Source organism: Pragia fontium DSM 5563 = ATCC 49100 (assembly GCF_900112475.1).
GTDB classification, from domain to species: domain Bacteria; phylum Pseudomonadota; class Gammaproteobacteria; order Enterobacterales; family Enterobacteriaceae; genus Pragia; species Pragia fontium.
In genome coordinates this window covers 26527-41685 of sequence record NZ_FOLW01000001.1, presented here as the reverse complement: position 1 = coordinate 41685, position 15159 = coordinate 26527, and the positions used below count along the sequence as shown (strand labels likewise).

Sequence of the window (15159 nt, the reverse complement as noted above, 5' to 3'; positions counted from 1 at the left end):
CGGTACACGGGTCTGTATTCAGGCCCGTCTTTTATGTTCTAGCCAGTATTCAATCACCCTAACTATATACTGCTTCTCCTCTTCCGTTAGCGGCTGACCTTTACCAATACGATGCCACTTTTCTAAACAGCCTCGACAGCAGGTGGCCGTAGCGTGTTGAGCAATAAATACCGGATGGCCTTTCCACGGCGTTTGTTTACCATCTTTAGCCGGAAAAGCCGGAGCAAGACGTTGTTCGACAAAGTCCCGAGCGTGAGAAAGAATTAACGGTATCCCTTTATCCACCAAATAAGCGGCGTCTTTAGGATTAAGATAAAACTTAGCGCGAAAGTTAGAACGCTGTAACTGAGCCATTAACAGATCGAGGTTTTGATACATGATTGGCCTGAAGGTTGGGGTGAGAATTAAGTGCGTATTAATCATCCTCTTTTTGTTCTGGTGATTCAAGGAGGGGCAATTTTCCATTGTTTATTAAGTATGGTAATCAGGCTGACGAGTTAATTAATAAGGATAAGATATGATTAGTATAAGGAAGTTGCTCTGGGCAAGTATTGTTTGCTTGGCTTCATTGTGCAGTTCATTTACATCGGCTTTGGCGGGCGCTCCCGGGCCTTACCGATTGGTATTTCTAGATATATCTGAACCGCCCTATCAGGATGGACAGAAGCTGGCAATAGAATTGCGTAAGTTGGATAAGCTGCCACAGGAGCAGAATAGTACATGCTTTTTGTGTAATGGCGCTCAAGATAATTATGAGATCGGTTCTCTTTATCTCTATTCCATCCCCGTTGGGTTGTCGGTAGAGGAACTGCGAAAAGCGGTTAATGGTGATGATAACGCTAAACGCAGTATGCAAACGGTGCTAGAAAAGTTCGTAGATCATCGGGGCGTTGGTGTAGATGGTATATTGATTTATCTGCATCAGGAAGGGAAAGTCACGATCTATACCATGGACCGAAAAGTTGGCTCTAAGTTGGAAAGCATCAGTAAACCGGTAAAAAGCCATCTGTTGCACTCTAGCTTGGATACTCTGTTGGAAAAGGCTGCTTGGAAGTTGGAACGACGGGTTTGAGAATAGATATAGGGGATATGTATATCCCCGAATATGATAGCCGTATCATTTTTTATAGATATTTTCTCGATGCCAAGCTAAATATTTGGTTGTTTTCTCAGAGAAGCTGCCAACATTACATTTTTTTAGCCCTAACTGTTGGAATATCTCAGGTTTTAATTGTTGGCTAACTAATATATCACCTTTGTTTGTGAAGCTAATCCAACCTTGATCGAAAAGATGATCGACATGAGGTGCGAGCATTAAGCCATTATGAGGATCTAACTTTTCTGTCTTATTCGAGTCACGCCATGGTTTGATATGACTTGCTTTTAAAAATGCAGTATCACGAATTTTAGTAACGCGACAAATGGGCTCTAATTGGATGACACCTTTTCTAAAGTCGCCTTGTCCAATTCGAGCAGAGAGCATGCGTTTTACATCTGTTTCCTTATCGTGCTCCAGTTCTTTTTCCATTCGTTTAAGTTCTTCTTGTTCAGCAATAATGTCATTGCAAATTACAGTATCAGCAAAATGCTCCGATTCAGTTAATGAAAATAAAAGCAGTGCTAAATCACAACTAATCTCTGCTAAATAGCAACTTTGTATGCCATACCCAGTTTTAGGACTGATGGGATAATATTTTGCATTAAGAAGTGGAGCTAATTGATCAATATATTCAGATGGTTTTATTTTATTAGTTACTGGATGAAATTTTACATCTACTTTCCAACCATCGTCATTCCAAACCTCTCCAGCTTTACCAAATTCTTTTGGTTTAGGATTAGAATAAGCAGGGCCTTGAGCTATGCCATATGCTTGAATAAGCGTTGAATAGGAAAATATGATATCTCCTTTTCTTACCTTTAATAGGTTGTCATAGGGAATATTCTGTGCGCCATTCGACTTGGTTTTTGGCGCCCAAATATAACTATTTTCCCGTTCTTGCTTACCTGTTTGTTTATGATTTACCCAGAAAAAACGTTTTTGCATAGGAGAGCCACTCGGACAAGGATGAGGGCTAGTAGTTTAGCTTAGTTGGATGAGTTATTAAAATAAGTAAGTGAATAACAATATTAGCAGCTAATTGAGTCTATCAATTTTAGTAAACATGGTGGGCATAAAATAAAAAACCGTATCGCTCTTAGCAAGATACGGTTTTAATCAGTATGGCTATTAACGGCTTAATTAGGCTGTATGCGTATTAAACTTGCGTAATTTAAAGCCTGCATAAAGCTGCAACAGTCCATAAACCAGTACGATTGCACCAATCCAGATAGTGGTAACAATTAAACCAGTAATAGGCTGAGATATCAGCAAAATCCCTAATAAAATAGCCAAAATACCGCTGAGAATGATTAACCACTCGCCTTTAATCTGATTACGCACCTGAATCGCAAAGATAATCCGATAAATACCGGCGATGATTAGCCAGACAGCGAGGAACACCAACATGACATTGGCGGTAATTGCTGGGTTATAGAGCGTTATGATGCCGAAAATAATCGAAATAACGGCATACAAAATCAACCAACCTTTGGATATGCTGGTTTGGGTGGTAAACAATGAGGCTAAGGTAATAATCCCTTCAACTAAAGCCAGTAAACCGATCGCCCAAGCAATGGCTAATGCTGTAGATAACGGTGCGAACAAGGCGGATATACTGAATAATATCGCGATGATGCCGTACACAACTAATATCCACCAGTTGCGGGATATCTTTCCAATTACGTCTTGATTCATTTTTCCCTCCGTTGATTTGTAAACAACTTGTTCTTATTCAGTATAGTCCTCTGAGGGTGGTTTGATAGAGGTTTGTTAAAAATAGTGAGTAAGTTTTCAATGGGAGTTTAGGGGGAGGGTGAGACTCAACGAACGGTCAACGGTATCGTTTCTCAGGCCTTTCGTGGTAACAGCGGTTTCAAACGGACTCATTACACCTTTATCATTCGTACTGAGCTGTGGTTGTTAACTCTAACTGTGGGTATTAACTTAAGGATGAGTTACAGATATTAAGTAATATAATACTGGACCTCCTACTTAGAGGTAATTTAGAGGTAATAATGACTTGGTATGTGGTTAGCATAATCATGAGTATTTTTAAGAAAAATGAGAAGTAAAAGAAAGCTTTCAGATATAAGGTTTTTTGCTGGTTGAAGGGAAATAAGAAGAAAATGCCATTAATAAAATAGTTAGGTTGATGTATTATAAGAACAGTAAGGGATGTTTACTCTATTTTATAGATGAAATAAGAGGCTATTGGACTCTGGTGAATATTGAAATTATCTCTATTTGGGTTGCTTTTATTGTTGCTGTTACTTTATTAATAAGTATGTTTTTTTGCAGGGGGAAATTAGGCACAAAGGTAAAGGAGTATTTTAAAAAATTATGTGATCTTTTCTGGGGATTAGGATAACCGTTTTTTGAACACGGCTACGGAAATTATTAGGCTTAAATGGACTTACGGGTTCATTGGCATTATCAAGTGAATAACCAGAAGTCTCATTCATCATTTAAGTACCATCTTCAAAACATGCTTTTGGCGATTGTGGTGTAGCCCACCACCAATAGTTCTTTTTATATAATTTAGTCGCGGGGATTTTTCATGAGGTATATGAATAATGATGAAATTATGCTTGGAGATCAAGTAAGTTTGAGTGGCGGAATGACGGGAGTTGTGGTCTGCTGCTTTGAAAACAGACTGTTTGTGCCAGCAGAGTTTAAAATGGAAGATTGGAAAGATTATACAGAAGGTGTAATGGTAAAATCGCCTCAAGCCGGTTTAATTTATTATCCGCATCAAAGTGTGGATATTGTGCTTATTAATAGAGAGTTGGATGTTTAGATGCAGTGGAGTAGAACGTAATTATTTACAGGGTCCGGAAAGATCCCATTGCTCTTTCCGGTGGTTTTAACTCAATGGTTAATTAAACCTGCAACTCAGGCTTCATCGTCAGTTTCTCATTCCCTGTGTTTCGAGCTAGTTGTCTTTAATATTTAATAGCACGGTTATGCCGGATACTTACATCCCCATCTTAATAAGTTAAGAGGAAATAGTTGCCTACTGTTAACTTCCTTTAGATAATCAGTAATTATGTCAGATTACTGAGTATGAAAATATGAGAGATTTATTTTATAATATTACAAACTATCAGGGTGATAAAATATTTAATGATGAGTTAGTTCCTTGGCTTGATGCAAATGAACGTGACTTTTCTAATTTTATCAAGAAAGTAAGTAACTTAACTATAGATGTAAATAATGTTGCCCATATATCTGATGAAACTTCATGGCAGCTATATGCACTCTCAAGAGTTCTCGACTGTTTAACACAATGTTTTCAATATAAAGATAGAGTAGCTATTAATAGCAAGGAGCCTTTCATCTCTCAGGAACAATATATTTCTTTTGCCCAACGTCTTGGATTAAGCATAAAGACTCCTGAGGTATTCAACCCTTTCTTTTATGAAATTATAAGAGCGGAAAGTGGTAAACCAAATTTTGATATTTTAGAAATATGCTACCCTGCTTTAATGCTTGATCATTTATTGATTAATAGAGGTGGTGTCGTTATTTCCATGTCACCGTCAGAATACAATATTGATCTGGTGAATAATGCAGAAATATATTGGGCTTATACAAGAAGTCATCGAGCTTCAAACGATTTATCGCATGGCTGGGGCTCTAATTCTCAATGGCGAACAGGTTTTCGTTTTGATTTTGAGTGTTCCAATGGTTTTATTTATAACTCTCAGGGTTCGGTTGATCTAAATCTGACATCAGACTCAACATTTCAAATACTGCAAGAGGACAGTTTATTATTGTTCGAAGCAAGGGAATTAACTATGTACCGGCATTTTATTACTAGTACAAGAGATGATGACGACCTTTTCCCTTATAACTATAAATTTTTTGATGCTAAAGATGAAAATCTTGAGCTGCTGTAAGTTCAGTATGCCTATGATTATTAGAGTTAACAAGATGTCTTCAGATTATGTCAGACAGAAAAAAGCCCGCAGACATTGAGGTTTGCGGGCTTTTTAGTCTTCTTTAGAACTTAATTTGGTGGAGCTGGCGGGAGTTGAACCCGCGTCCGAAATTTCTACACCGTCGGCACTACATGTTTAGTCTGGTCTTTACATTCGCCTACCAGCTGCGGACAGACACGCCACTAATAAACTAGCTTGATTAGTTTTAATGCTTCAACCCCAAGCAAGGCATCCACACGATCTCTTTTGGTTTTGACCTCTCTTGATCCCCGTCCTAAGAGCGGAGGCTAGGGAGAGAGGGCTCTAAGCAGGTTATTAAGCTGCTAGTGCGTAGTTTTCGTCGTTTGCGACTATTTTTTTGCGGTTTATTAACGAGGCCTACCGCACCTCGACATGCACCTTGGGTTTCGCAAATCCCGTCGAATCCAGAATCAGCCCCAATAGTTTGGTCATTATAGCAAGAAGATGAGTACTTTAACCAGCGTTAGATGAAGGTGAGGTTAATTAGTTATTGGGCAGAGGGTTGGCGTATAAAATATGTTCTATCGGGAAAGGGGGAAAGATGTACTCGGTGCCGCCAACGGTGGTTTAGACGCTGTAGGCGGCGAGTTTGGTTTATTGTTCAGTTCTTATCGAGCGTGAGTTATTTATCCTGCTGGCAATCCAGCTCTTCATCACGTCGGGTCAGATACAGTAAAACCAGAATAATGGTGACGAAGAAACGGAATGCATCAGGTACGCCGTTCCACTGTTTTGACATCCACATGCCGAACCATTCACCACCCACTGACATAAAGCCAACTTGCCATACCAGAAAGCCAAGGGTTAGGCCCAAAATGGCGACGTTTTTCTTTTTATTAAATACAGAAGCTGATGCTTTAATATTTTTTAACAGAATAAAACCACCAATCCAGCATAACAATGCAGTTAGCGTTTCGGCTGCAATAATCGCCACATAGCCAGCAGTATGCATCCAAGGGGTTTCGATACTGCGGTATTTGATGGTGGCATCAGGGAAAATCGTGTCCATGGAAAAGACGTGGTATACAAAGGCGAAGTTAGTATTAAAGTCGGTAATATTGCCAAAAGCCACCAGGCTGGCAAAAAGGGCGATGGCCATAAGCATGGATATTTTGGATAAACGGGTGATCATAAGTCTTTCCTTGGTGTTAATAAGTTAATGCTGATTTTGTTGATGAAATTGATCTAAATTATTACACAATGTTTTTTTATTGTTAATTTTTTAATGATGAGATCAACGTGCCCTTTTAAACATGGGTCAACATAGGTGGTGAAATTGATAGAACAAGTGAAGAGAATGCAATGATTTACAAAGAGGAGATTTAAAATAGTTAGTGAATTGGTGGTATATCAGAGGAGTATCAATAAGCAGGCAAAGTAAAAATGCCTGCTTAATAATATACGCTCAGCAACTGAAGAAAGAGGTTAACGACCTGCATTCTTCATAATTCGCGACTGACTCACTTTCCATTCGCGATCTTTAATATCGGTACGCTTATCATGCAGCTGTTTACCTTTTGCCACACCGATCTTGATTTTGCTCCAGGCATTTTTCCAGTACATGGAAAGCGCCACAATGGTATAGCCATCACGGTTAGACAGGCCGAACAGTTTATCCAGCTCTTTTTTGTTCAGGAGTAATTTCCGTGAACGGGTTGGATCGCAAACAATATGCGAGGAGGCCACGTTTAATGGCGTAATGGTTGCGCCAAATAAATAGGCTTCACCATTACGAAATACTACGTAACTGTCACTGATATTGGCTTTACCGGCGCGTAAGGATTTTACTTCCCAGCCTTGCAGGGCTAATCCAGCCTCGATCTCTTCTTCAATGAAGTATTCGTGGCGGGCGCGTTTGTTCATCGCAATGGTAGCGGAACCGGGTTTGTATGCTTTTTTCTTTGTCATAATGCTTTTATTATACTTAATGCTGATTTGAAAGATATCCCTCAATCCCGCTACCGATAAATTTTTATGTTACTTTTCACGTGATACCAGATATTAACGTAGGTATGGACAGCGGGATTGTTTAATCATCTGCTCAATTATGGTCAGCGCAGCAGGCAAACCCCGGCAAGTTTTTTGGTCAGAAACTGCGAAGGTGGTATGATTTGCGCCGTTAATTTTTTTACCCATTCTCAGAATCATTGATTAGGAAATGTAATGCAGCGTATCAAACGTTCGGCACTGGTCAATTATAGCGCCGGGCAAATGTATAAACTGGCTAATGATGTTCTTTCATATCCGAAATTTTTACCCGGTTGCGTAAGCAGTCGCATTATTGAACAGACTGACACCACCATGACGGCATCCATAGATGTTGCCAAGATGGGGATTCGTAAAACGTTTACTACCAGTAATCAGATGGTGAAAGATTCAGTTATTGATATGACGCTGGTGGATGGTCCATTTCGTACTTTGCAAGGCGGTTGGCTGTTTACTCCGTTGGGAGACGATGCCTGTCGTATCGAATTTAATCTGGAATTTGAATTCAGCAGTAAACTGATTGAAATTGCGTTTGGTCGAATTTTTCAGGATTTGGCGTTGAATATGGTGCAGGCATTTACTAAGCGGGCGAAAGAAATTTATGGCTGCTGATCTCCAGATTGAAGTGGTTTATGCCTTGCCGGAACGTCAATATATCAAGACGTTAACCGTGCCGCAGGGAACCACCGTTGAGCAAGCCATACTGGCTTCTGGCATTCTTGCTGAGCGTAGCGATATTGATTTAGCGGTGAATAAGGTTGGGGTGTTTAGCCGAGGGGTTAAATTGGCTGATGTATTGCAAGATGGTGATAGGGTAGAGATCTACCGTCCGTTAACCGCCGATCCAAAAGAGTTGCGGCGTATACGCGCAGAAAGAGCAAAAAATAAGACGCCTTAAGGCGTCTTATTTATTTGAAATCGATTGTGTAAACGATTAAATCGTTACTCATCCCGCTGTTTCATCATGGATGTATCGTTATTGATGCTGGTCAGCGTACCGCCGCTATTAAACGTTAGGGTCAATGTTTGCTGAGTAACGTCCTGATGTCCTGGCTGCTGACGGAAGACGTAGTACCAAGTATCGGAACCAAATGGATCTTGCATCAGTGGTGTACCCAGAATATAAACCACCTGTTGTTTGGTCATGCCTTTTTGCAGTTTGGAGACTTCAGCCGGCGTTAAGAAGTTACCCTGATTGATATCCGGGCGGTAAACCACTTTTTGAAAGGTGGAGCAACCGGTTAACAGAATTCCAATGGCCACCACAGCGGCAGTCAACAATTTGCAGCGCATAATAGTACTTTCCTTTAAAACACAGGCTGTCGATGATAATAGACCTTGCGACATTTGGAAACCTTTAGTGTTTGTTTATCACGGTCATGTGATAAAAAGTTATCTTCACTTTCCATAATGCGCGTTGGTATGACCCTGATTTTAGCAAAAAGTTAGCACCATGATTTATTTTTTATTCATCGAATCAGGCGGCCAGCAGTTCACGGGCGTTAGCCAACGTATTACGAGTAATTTCACTGCCGCCTAGCAGACGAGCCAATTCCTGTAAGCGGGCGTTTTTGTCTAGTAATAGCATTTGAGTTTCGGTTTCTTCGCCGTCGGTTTGCTTACTCACATAGAAGTGTTGGTGACCGTTGCCGGCAACCTGAGGTAAATGTGTCACGCACATAACCTGAGTCGATTCACCTAACTGGCGTAATAGCTTACCGACGATGGCGGCGGTTGGGCCGCTGATACCGACATCAACTTCATCGAAAATTAACGCTGGGGTATCCATTTTCTTGGCGGTAATGACCTGAACGGCCAAGGCAATACGTGACAGTTCACCGCCGGACGCGACTTTTGATAGTGCCTGTAACGGTTGTCCTGGGTTAGTGCAGACGCGGAAATCTACCCGGTCTGCGCCTTCAGCATTCAGGTGTTCCGGTTGATAGTTCACTTCAATAGTCAATTGGCCGTGTGGCATAGAAAGTGAGTGCATGCTATCGGTAATCAGCGTGGATAGTTCGTTAGCATAATGTGTACGTTGAATATGCAGTCGTTTCGCTACTTCCAGAGCGTGTTTATGATGTTCAGCGACAGCCTCAGTTAGGGCTGCATAATCGTTGTCACGTTGACTGATGAGTTGTTGTTCTTCCAGCAGTTGCTGGTGAAGCTCAGGCAGTTGTTCAGGAGCGATATGGTGTTTACGGGCAAGGGCTAACTGACGTGATAGACGCTGCTCTAATTCATACAGGCGAACCGGATCCATTTCCATCCGCTCGGTGTAGTGGCGCAGTTCTTCACTGGTTTCACTGATCTGAATCGCGGCTTCTTCCAGCATACTTAGTAAACCACTCATTTTATCATCAATGGTGATGAGCTCTTGTAGGCTGTGTTTGGCGTGATTAAGCAGGCTCAATACGTTTTGCTCATCGTTTTCAGCCAGTATTTGTAGGGCTTCCTGACTTAACGAGAGTAGCTGTCCACCGTTAGCCAAACGCTTATATTCTTCATCAATTTGCTCATATTCTCCAGCTTGCGGAGCAAATTCGTTGAGTTCTTTTAGCTGATATTGCAGTAACTGCTGGCGGGATTCCTGCTCCAGACTTTGTTGCTGATACTGAGCCAGTTCGACACAGCTTTGGTGCCATTTTTGGTATGTTTGCTGCATCTCAACGGTTAACTCAGTTTGATGAGCATAGGCATCCAGCAAATGTTTTTGGTGATCGGGTTTTAGCAGGAGTTGGTGCGCATGTTGCCCATGAATTTGAATTAGTAGTTGACCCAGTTCACGCAGTTGAGAAACCGGTACCGCCGTCCCGTTGATAAAACCACGGGAGCGCCCGTCGGCACTGATCACTCGACGAAGTAGACACTCTTGCTGGTCATCAAGCTGATTATCTTCCAGCCAGCGGCGCGCTGCCGGCGTGTCTTTTAGGGAGAAACGGGCACAGATATCCGCTCGATTGGCGCCATTGCGTACCATGGCCGCTTCTGAGCGGCTGCCCAGACACAGCCCTAAGGCATCGATAGCAATGGATTTACCGGCGCCGGTCTCTCCGGTAATGGCGGTCATCCCTGCCTGAAAGTCGATTTCCAATTCACGAACAATAGCAAAATTGCTGATGGTTAACTGTGCCAGCATGATTATCTTCCTGTACCAGACCATAACTGTAATTACATACAGTATAAACTGGTTTTTTATACAGTAAAGTCAGTTATGCAATTTTTAGAATAATTTTTTTGACCATCCCAGCTTGGTGCTTAATGTATTGTAATAGCTATAGTTTTTCGGGTGAATCAGGTTCAGGTGTGAATCACTGCGTTTAATGACCACCTGTTCATCCCTTTGAATTGGCAGCGCGATCTGGCTATCGCAGCTAATTTCAAGGTCGCGGCTATAGTGGGCAAAGCGCAGATTTATCGTACTGTTGCTGCTGATGACCAACGGTCTTGAGGTCAGCGTATGTGGAAACATAGGAACCAGCGTAATGGCGTCCAGTGTGGGCGTCAGAATAGGCCCTCCGGCGGATAACGAATAAGCGGTTGAGCCCGTTGGGGTGGAAATAATTAATCCGTCAGAGCGCTGGGAAAAGGCGAAGTTGTCGTCGATATACACTTCGAACTCAATCATGTGGGCAACTTTACCCGGATGCAGAACCACTTCGTTAATCGCCGTGCTGATACGCGTTGGTTGGTTGGCTCTATGGAGTTGGGCTTCCAGCAAAAAGCGTTTTTCGCTAATGTATTCACCTTCCAGAACTTCGGAAAGCTGCTGATGAAGGTTATCCGGATTGAGATCGGTCAGAAAACCAAGGTTGCCACGGTTTACGCCGATCACTTTGATATCGTAACGCGACAGAACCCGAGCCGCTCCCAGCATATTACCGTCACCGCCGATAACAACGGCCAGATCGGCTTGTTGACCTATTTCCGCCAGACTGCCGGTCACCATACCGTCAAGTTTCAGGTCATTAGCGATTTGCTGCTCAACAATGACCGAATACCCTTTGGTTTTCAGCCATTGGTAAAGCGTTTTATGTGTCGCTAATGCGGCAGGATGGCGAGGGTGGCCAACCAACCCTATGCAACTGAACGTGTTATTATTCATTTAATTTTTCCTGTCAGATGCGACAATGCATCCATACAATGTGAACGACTTCCTTGATTCGTCAATTTTCATCCCCATAATATAAGCGAACAAGTGAGCGTAATGCCAAACTGCGGAGATTGACATGAGTAGTAAAGAACAAAACACCCCTAATGAGCAAGTCTCAGAAGAAACATTAAATGAACATCAGCAAATGGAAGGCGCAGAACAGGCCGCAGAGACAGACGTAAACAGTCAATATATTGAACGTATCGCTAATCTGGAAGCCCAGCTGGCTGAGGCTCAACAGCAAGAGCGTGAAAATATTTTACGCGTTCGGGCTGAAGTTGAAAACGTTCGTCGTCGTGCTGAGCAGGATGTTGAGAAAGCGCATAAATTTGCTTTAGAGAAATTTTCCATAGAATTATTGCCGGTCATTGATAACTTGGAACGTGCATTGGCTTCCGCCAATCAGGAAAATCCCGATATTGTGGCCCTGACTGAGGGAGTTGAATTAACCCTTAAGTCACTGTTAGGTGCAGTACGTAAGTTTGGTGTGGAAGTAGTTGAGGATGTTAACGTACCGTTTAATCCTGAATTACATCAGGCCATGACCATGATGGAATCGGCTGAGCATCAGCCAAACCATGTGATGATGGTTATGCAGAAAGGTTATACTTTAAATGGTCGTTTAATTCGTCCTGCTATGGTAGCGGTTTCTAAATAAAAATAATCACGATATTAATTAGACTCGCTTCTAATTAATTTCTTTATTTGTGTGAGATAAGAATCTTAATTAAGTCTTATCTCACATTTCTTTAAATTCTTTTTGTTATTCATGTCATTAAATATTATTTTCCCCTCATTGATTTATTTAAAGCAACGCATTGGATGCATTTTTTATATTAATAGCTATAACCTATACTAACGATAGGGAATATTATTAGAGAGACTTGATCTCTATCAACTGCCTATTTTATTTACCAGAGATAATCCAAGCGCTTTTCTTTATGAATTTGGATTTTTCATGATATTAAAATTAAGACAGATAATTATGCGAGGGAGCAATGATAAAAAAGTTAATCGTGGGAGCGTGTGCCATAGGTATTGTCGGTTATTTAGGAACCGTAGCCTATCTTTACAACTATGACGCTAAACGTAGTGAGCGTCTTATTAGCAGTGCGGCGCCAAAAGGTGACGCACATATTAGGGAGATTTTTTACCAGCGTGGCTGTGAGTATTGTCATACATCCAATGCTGATATGCCTTTCTATGCATCATTTCCCATTGCCAAGCAGTTAATGGAACATGATGTGAAGATGGGCTTTGTTCACTTCAATCTGACCTCAACAATGAATAGCTTAATCAATGGGACAGCGGCTCCTGAAGCTGATTTAGCAAAAATTGAACGTGTGATGCAGGATCAGGTGATGCCACCAACACGTTACACTGCGATGCATTGGAGCGGTAGTGTCAGTAGCGAAGATCGTACCGCTATTCTTGACTGGGCTAAACAACAACGCGCTAAATATTATGTCACTAAGGGCGTGAGTGCCGATTTCCAAAATGAAATTGTTCAACCATTACCGGAACCCATAGCAACGGATGCTAAAAAAGTGGCTTTAGGTTCAATTCTGTATCACGACAATCGTCTATCTGGTGATAACACGCTTTCTTGTGAAACCTGCCATAAGTTGGACGGTAGCGGTGTTGATAGTTTAGTTACATCAAAAGGTATTAACGGTCAGATGGGGCCAATTAATGCACCAACGGTGTTTAACGCGGTGTATAACGTTGAGCAATTCTGGGATGGTCGGGCGAAAGATCTGCAGGAGCAGGCAGGTGGGCCGCCATTGAATCCGATCGAAATGGGTTCTGAGTCCTGGGATCAGATCATCGGTAAACTGGCTAAAGACCCTGCGTTAACTGCTGCGTTTATTGAGGTTTATCCGGCAGGCTTCTCTGCAGAGACTATCACGGATGCTATTGCCGAGTTTGAGAAGACACTGGTCACGCCAAACAGTCCTTTTGACCGGTATATGAAGGGAGATGAGAACGCCCTTACTGCTCAGCAGAAGAATGGTTTTAAACTATTTAAAGATAATAAGTGTGGTACGTGTCATGTAGGTAAGAATTTAGGCGGGCAGTCGTTTGAAATGATGGGATTAAAAGAGGATTACTTCGCCGGCCGCGGGCATGGAATCACTGAAGTTGATTTAGGGCGCTTCAACTTTACCACTTTTGAACGTGACCGTTTTCGTTTCAAAGTACCAACGTTGAGAAACATCGAGCTGACGGGGCCCTATTTACATGACGGCAGTATTGATACTCTGAAAGGGGCGGTGGATATGATGCTTAAGTATCAGTTAGAAACAACGCTACCAGAGAAAGATGTGGATGATATGGTTGAGTTCCTGAAGTCTTTAACGGGTGAGTATAAGTTGGATCAACCGACTAAGATTTAAGTTTGATTGAGGTTTAGTTAATGATAACCGCGCTATTTAGCGCGGTTATGTTTTATTGGAGCGAAATAGATTTTAATCTGGGAAGTTTTTAGAGGTTATCCAACTGCCATTTAATCGGCGTTAAACCCTGTTGTTCCAGTAGCATATTGGCCTGCGAGAAGTGTTTACAGCCTAAAAAACCACGGTGGGCTGATAGCGGTGATGGGTGTGGTGCGGCTAAAACGTGATGGCGTTGACGATCGATAATGCGGCCTTTTTTCTGCGCATGAGCGCCCCATAACATAAACACAACGCCGTCGCGGTTTTCATTGATAGCCGCAATCACTTTATCGGTAAAGGTTTCCCAACCCAGACTGGCATGGGAGTGGGCTTTGCCTGCTTCTACGGTTAATACGGTATTGAGTAACATCACGCCTTGTTCGGCCCAGCTTTGCAGGTAGCCGTGATTAGGCCGTTGGAATCCGGGGATATCGGTGATGAGTTCTTTATACATATTCACCAGTGATGGGGGAGGCTGGATACCCGGCAGAACCGAGAAAGATAGGCCATGGGCCTGATTTGGGCCGTGATAAGGATCTTGCCCCAGAATCACCACTTTAATATCTGCCAGTTCAGTTGAACTGAAAGCATTGAATACGTCTTTCTGCGGTGGATAAATAACTTTGCCAGCAGCTCTTTCACAGGCAACAAATTTTAGCGTGTCCTGAAAGTAGGGCTGCAGTTTTTCCTGACCGATAACATCATGCCAGGTTAGTTTTTCGCTCATGAAGGGTCTCCTTTCTTCTGGCGGTACGGAGCGGTAAGAGGAACTTATTGATTAATAATACCGTAAGGCGAAGACGAGGAGGATCTTTAAATTGTGCTTAATGCTGCTACAGGACAAAATTATAAAAAAAATTGAAAATTTACAAAAATATTTAAATTCTAAGAAAGGGTGAAAAGTTGATACAAAACAAAAAGCTGCAAAAATAAGTGAATTGTTTGCAAAAGACGAATTGATTTAAGTCAAAGAATTGCGGCTGTTTCACTGTTATATAAGAGGCAAAATAATATTAGTGTGATGTCACTAATGTTACATATTGAATAAATTCAAGATTGTTGCCCTAAAATATCAGGGGAGCATAAATTTTAAAATACTAATGGAGGCACCAATGATTACTGGTATCCAAATTACTAAAGCTGACAACGCTGCACTATTGAACTCTTTCTGGCTGTTGGATGATGAAACGGCTGAAGCTCGCTGTGTATGTGCTAAAGCTGATTATGCAGAAGATCAGGTTGTTCCTGTTGAGCAACTGGGCCAAATCGAGTATCGCGAAGTTCCGATGGAAGTTAAACCAACCGTACGTGTTGAGGGTGGCCAACATTTAAACGTCAACGTGCTGAGCCGTGATACGCTGGAAGATGCAGTGAATAACCCAGAAAAATATCCTCAGCTAACGATTCGTGTTTCTGGTTATGCAGTGCGTTTTAACTCACTGACTCCAGAACAACAACGCGATGTTATTACCCGTACTTTTACTGAAAGTCTGTAATATATCGATATAGCCTATGGGCTTAGCG

The 15159-nt window shown here is 41.9% G+C and carries 17 protein-coding genes and 1 other RNA gene; 8 read left to right on the top strand and 10 right to left on the bottom strand.

The features are described 5' to 3' along the window. Positions 1-18: 18 nt before the first annotated feature. Complete coding sequence (locus tag BMZ28_RS00205; RefSeq protein ID WP_074819966.1) at positions 19-378, bottom strand: DUF4186 domain-containing protein; 360 nt, start codon at positions 376-378, stop codon at positions 19-21. Positions 379-517: 139 nt separating this feature from the next. Between BMZ28_RS00205 and BMZ28_RS00200 the strand changes: the two genes are divergently transcribed. After that, positions 518-1072, top strand: a complete 555-nt coding sequence (locus tag BMZ28_RS00200; RefSeq protein WP_136655862.1) for a hypothetical protein — start codon at positions 518-520, stop codon at positions 1070-1072. Positions 1073-1117: 45 nt separating this feature from the next. On the opposite strand, the gene BMZ28_RS00195 is transcribed toward BMZ28_RS00200, so the two are convergent. Next, positions 1118-2044, bottom strand: a complete 927-nt coding sequence (locus BMZ28_RS00195; protein WP_074819963.1) for an HNH endonuclease — start codon at positions 2042-2044, stop codon at positions 1118-1120. 195 nt (positions 2045-2239) lie between these two features. Beyond that, positions 2240-2794 (bottom strand): HdeD family acid-resistance protein, encoded by a 555-nt coding sequence (locus BMZ28_RS00190; RefSeq protein WP_074819959.1) that lies wholly within the window; start codon positions 2792-2794, stop codon positions 2240-2242. Positions 2795-3665: 871 nt separating this feature from the next. Here BMZ28_RS00190 and BMZ28_RS00185 point away from each other — a divergent pair. Both BMZ28_RS00185 and BMZ28_RS00180 read left to right on the top strand, forming a co-directional pair. Continuing rightward, complete coding sequence (locus tag BMZ28_RS00185) at positions 3666-3896, top strand: hypothetical protein (protein ID WP_235432629.1); 231 nt, start codon at positions 3666-3668, stop codon at positions 3894-3896. 274 nt (positions 3897-4170) lie between these two features. Next, positions 4171-4998 (top strand): hypothetical protein, encoded by an 828-nt coding sequence (locus BMZ28_RS00180; protein WP_074819957.1) that lies wholly within the window; start codon positions 4171-4173, stop codon positions 4996-4998. 116 nt (positions 4999-5114) lie between these two features. On the opposite strand, the gene ssrA is transcribed toward BMZ28_RS00180, so the two are convergent. From ssrA to smpB, 3 genes are all read right to left on the bottom strand, one after another. Beyond that, positions 5115-5479: a transfer-messenger RNA gene (ssrA, locus tag BMZ28_RS00175) on the bottom strand. Between the two features lie 204 nt (positions 5480-5683). Then, the gene (locus BMZ28_RS00170; RefSeq protein WP_047780307.1) at positions 5684-6193 is read right to left on the bottom strand and encodes a DUF2165 family protein; all 510 of its coding nucleotides are present in this window, start codon (positions 6191-6193) and stop codon (positions 5684-5686) included. 293 nt (positions 6194-6486) lie between these two features. Next, complete coding sequence (smpB, locus tag BMZ28_RS00165; protein ID WP_074820575.1) at positions 6487-6969, bottom strand: SsrA-binding protein SmpB; 483 nt, start codon at positions 6967-6969, stop codon at positions 6487-6489. Positions 6970-7224: 255 nt separating this feature from the next. Here smpB and BMZ28_RS00160 point away from each other — a divergent pair, with 255 nt between their 5' ends. Then, a complete protein-coding gene (locus BMZ28_RS00160) occupies positions 7225-7659 on the top strand; it encodes an SRPBCC family protein (protein ID WP_047780308.1) in 435 nt (144 codons plus the stop codon). Continuing rightward, complete coding sequence (locus BMZ28_RS00155; RefSeq protein ID WP_047780309.1) at positions 7649-7945, top strand: RnfH family protein; 297 nt, start codon at positions 7649-7651, stop codon at positions 7943-7945. The genes BMZ28_RS00160 and BMZ28_RS00155 overlap by 11 nt, the downstream gene beginning before the upstream one ends. A 44-nt stretch (positions 7946-7989) precedes the next feature. On the opposite strand, the gene bamE is transcribed toward BMZ28_RS00155, so the two are convergent. The 3 genes from bamE to nadK all read right to left on the bottom strand — a co-directional run bounded on the left by bamE (position 7990) and on the right by nadK (position 11152). Beyond that, the gene (bamE, locus tag BMZ28_RS00150) at positions 7990-8340 is read right to left on the bottom strand and encodes an outer membrane protein assembly factor BamE (RefSeq protein WP_047780310.1); all 351 of its coding nucleotides are present in this window, start codon (positions 8338-8340) and stop codon (positions 7990-7992) included. 184 nt (positions 8341-8524) lie between these two features. After that, positions 8525-10186 (bottom strand): DNA repair protein RecN, encoded by a 1662-nt coding sequence (gene recN, locus BMZ28_RS00145; protein WP_047780311.1) that lies wholly within the window; start codon positions 10184-10186, stop codon positions 8525-8527. 84 nt (positions 10187-10270) lie between these two features. Then, positions 10271-11152 (bottom strand): NAD(+) kinase, encoded by an 882-nt coding sequence (gene nadK / locus BMZ28_RS00140; RefSeq protein ID WP_047780312.1) that lies wholly within the window; start codon positions 11150-11152, stop codon positions 10271-10273. 124 nt (positions 11153-11276) lie between these two features. Here nadK and grpE point away from each other — a divergent pair, with 124 nt between their 5' ends. Beyond that, positions 11277-11858, top strand: coding sequence for a nucleotide exchange factor GrpE (gene grpE / locus BMZ28_RS00135; RefSeq protein WP_047780313.1), 582 nt, complete (start codon positions 11277-11279; stop codon positions 11856-11858). Positions 11859-12198: 340 nt separating this feature from the next. Next, positions 12199-13596 carry a cytochrome c peroxidase gene (locus BMZ28_RS00130; protein ID WP_074819955.1) on the top strand — a complete coding sequence of 466 codons (1398 nt, stop codon included), beginning with the start codon at positions 12199-12201 and terminating at the stop codon, positions 13594-13596. A gap of 88 nt (positions 13597-13684) precedes the next feature. On the opposite strand, the gene ung is transcribed toward BMZ28_RS00130, so the two are convergent. Further along, positions 13685-14362 carry a uracil-DNA glycosylase gene (gene ung / locus BMZ28_RS00125; RefSeq protein ID WP_074819952.1) on the bottom strand — a complete coding sequence of 226 codons (678 nt, stop codon included), beginning with the start codon at positions 14360-14362 and terminating at the stop codon, positions 13685-13687. 385 nt (positions 14363-14747) lie between these two features. On the opposite strand from ung, the gene grcA reads away from it, so the two are divergent. Continuing rightward, complete coding sequence (grcA, locus tag BMZ28_RS00120) at positions 14748-15131, top strand: autonomous glycyl radical cofactor GrcA (RefSeq protein ID WP_047780316.1); 384 nt, start codon at positions 14748-14750, stop codon at positions 15129-15131. Positions 15132-15159: the final 28 nt, after the last annotated feature.

What these genes read in the sequence shown, in the direction of transcription:
- bamE (WP_047780310.1), bottom strand. Translation starts at nt 8,340, where the DNA reads ATGCGCTGCAAATTGTTGACTGCCGCTGTGGTGGCCATTGGAATTCTG.
- BMZ28_RS00155 (WP_047780309.1), top strand. Translation starts at nt 7,649, where the DNA reads ATGGCTGCTGATCTCCAGATTGAAGTGGTTTATGCCTTGCCGGAACGT.
- BMZ28_RS00170 (WP_047780307.1), bottom strand. Translation starts at nt 6,193, where the DNA reads ATGATCACCCGTTTATCCAAAATATCCATGCTTATGGCCATCGCCCTT.
- BMZ28_RS00180 (WP_074819957.1), top strand. Translation starts at nt 4,171, where the DNA reads ATGAGAGATTTATTTTATAATATTACAAACTATCAGGGTGATAAAATA.
- grcA (WP_047780316.1), top strand. Translation starts at nt 14,748, where the DNA reads ATGATTACTGGTATCCAAATTACTAAAGCTGACAACGCTGCACTATTG.
- smpB (WP_074820575.1), bottom strand. Translation starts at nt 6,969, where the DNA reads ATGACAAAGAAAAAAGCATACAAACCCGGTTCCGCTACCATTGCGATG.
- BMZ28_RS00190 (WP_074819959.1), bottom strand. Translation starts at nt 2,794, where the DNA reads ATGAATCAAGACGTAATTGGAAAGATATCCCGCAACTGGTGGATATTA.
- BMZ28_RS00200 (WP_136655862.1), top strand. Translation starts at nt 518, where the DNA reads ATGATTAGTATAAGGAAGTTGCTCTGGGCAAGTATTGTTTGCTTGGCT.
- recN (WP_047780311.1), bottom strand. Translation starts at nt 10,186, where the DNA reads ATGCTGGCACAGTTAACCATCAGCAATTTTGCTATTGTTCGTGAATTG.
- BMZ28_RS00195 (WP_074819963.1), bottom strand. Translation starts at nt 2,044, where the DNA reads ATGCAAAAACGTTTTTTCTGGGTAAATCATAAACAAACAGGTAAGCAA.
- grpE (WP_047780313.1), top strand. Translation starts at nt 11,277, where the DNA reads ATGAGTAGTAAAGAACAAAACACCCCTAATGAGCAAGTCTCAGAAGAA.
- ung (WP_074819952.1), bottom strand. Translation starts at nt 14,362, where the DNA reads ATGAGCGAAAAACTAACCTGGCATGATGTTATCGGTCAGGAAAAACTG.
- BMZ28_RS00160 (WP_047780308.1), top strand. Translation starts at nt 7,225, where the DNA reads ATGCAGCGTATCAAACGTTCGGCACTGGTCAATTATAGCGCCGGGCAA.
- BMZ28_RS00205 (WP_074819966.1), bottom strand. Translation starts at nt 378, where the DNA reads ATGTATCAAAACCTCGATCTGTTAATGGCTCAGTTACAGCGTTCTAAC.
- BMZ28_RS00130 (WP_074819955.1), top strand. Translation starts at nt 12,199, where the DNA reads ATGATAAAAAAGTTAATCGTGGGAGCGTGTGCCATAGGTATTGTCGGT.
- nadK (WP_047780312.1), bottom strand. Translation starts at nt 11,152, where the DNA reads ATGAATAATAACACGTTCAGTTGCATAGGGTTGGTTGGCCACCCTCGC.
- BMZ28_RS00185 (WP_235432629.1), top strand. Translation starts at nt 3,666, where the DNA reads ATGAATAATGATGAAATTATGCTTGGAGATCAAGTAAGTTTGAGTGGC.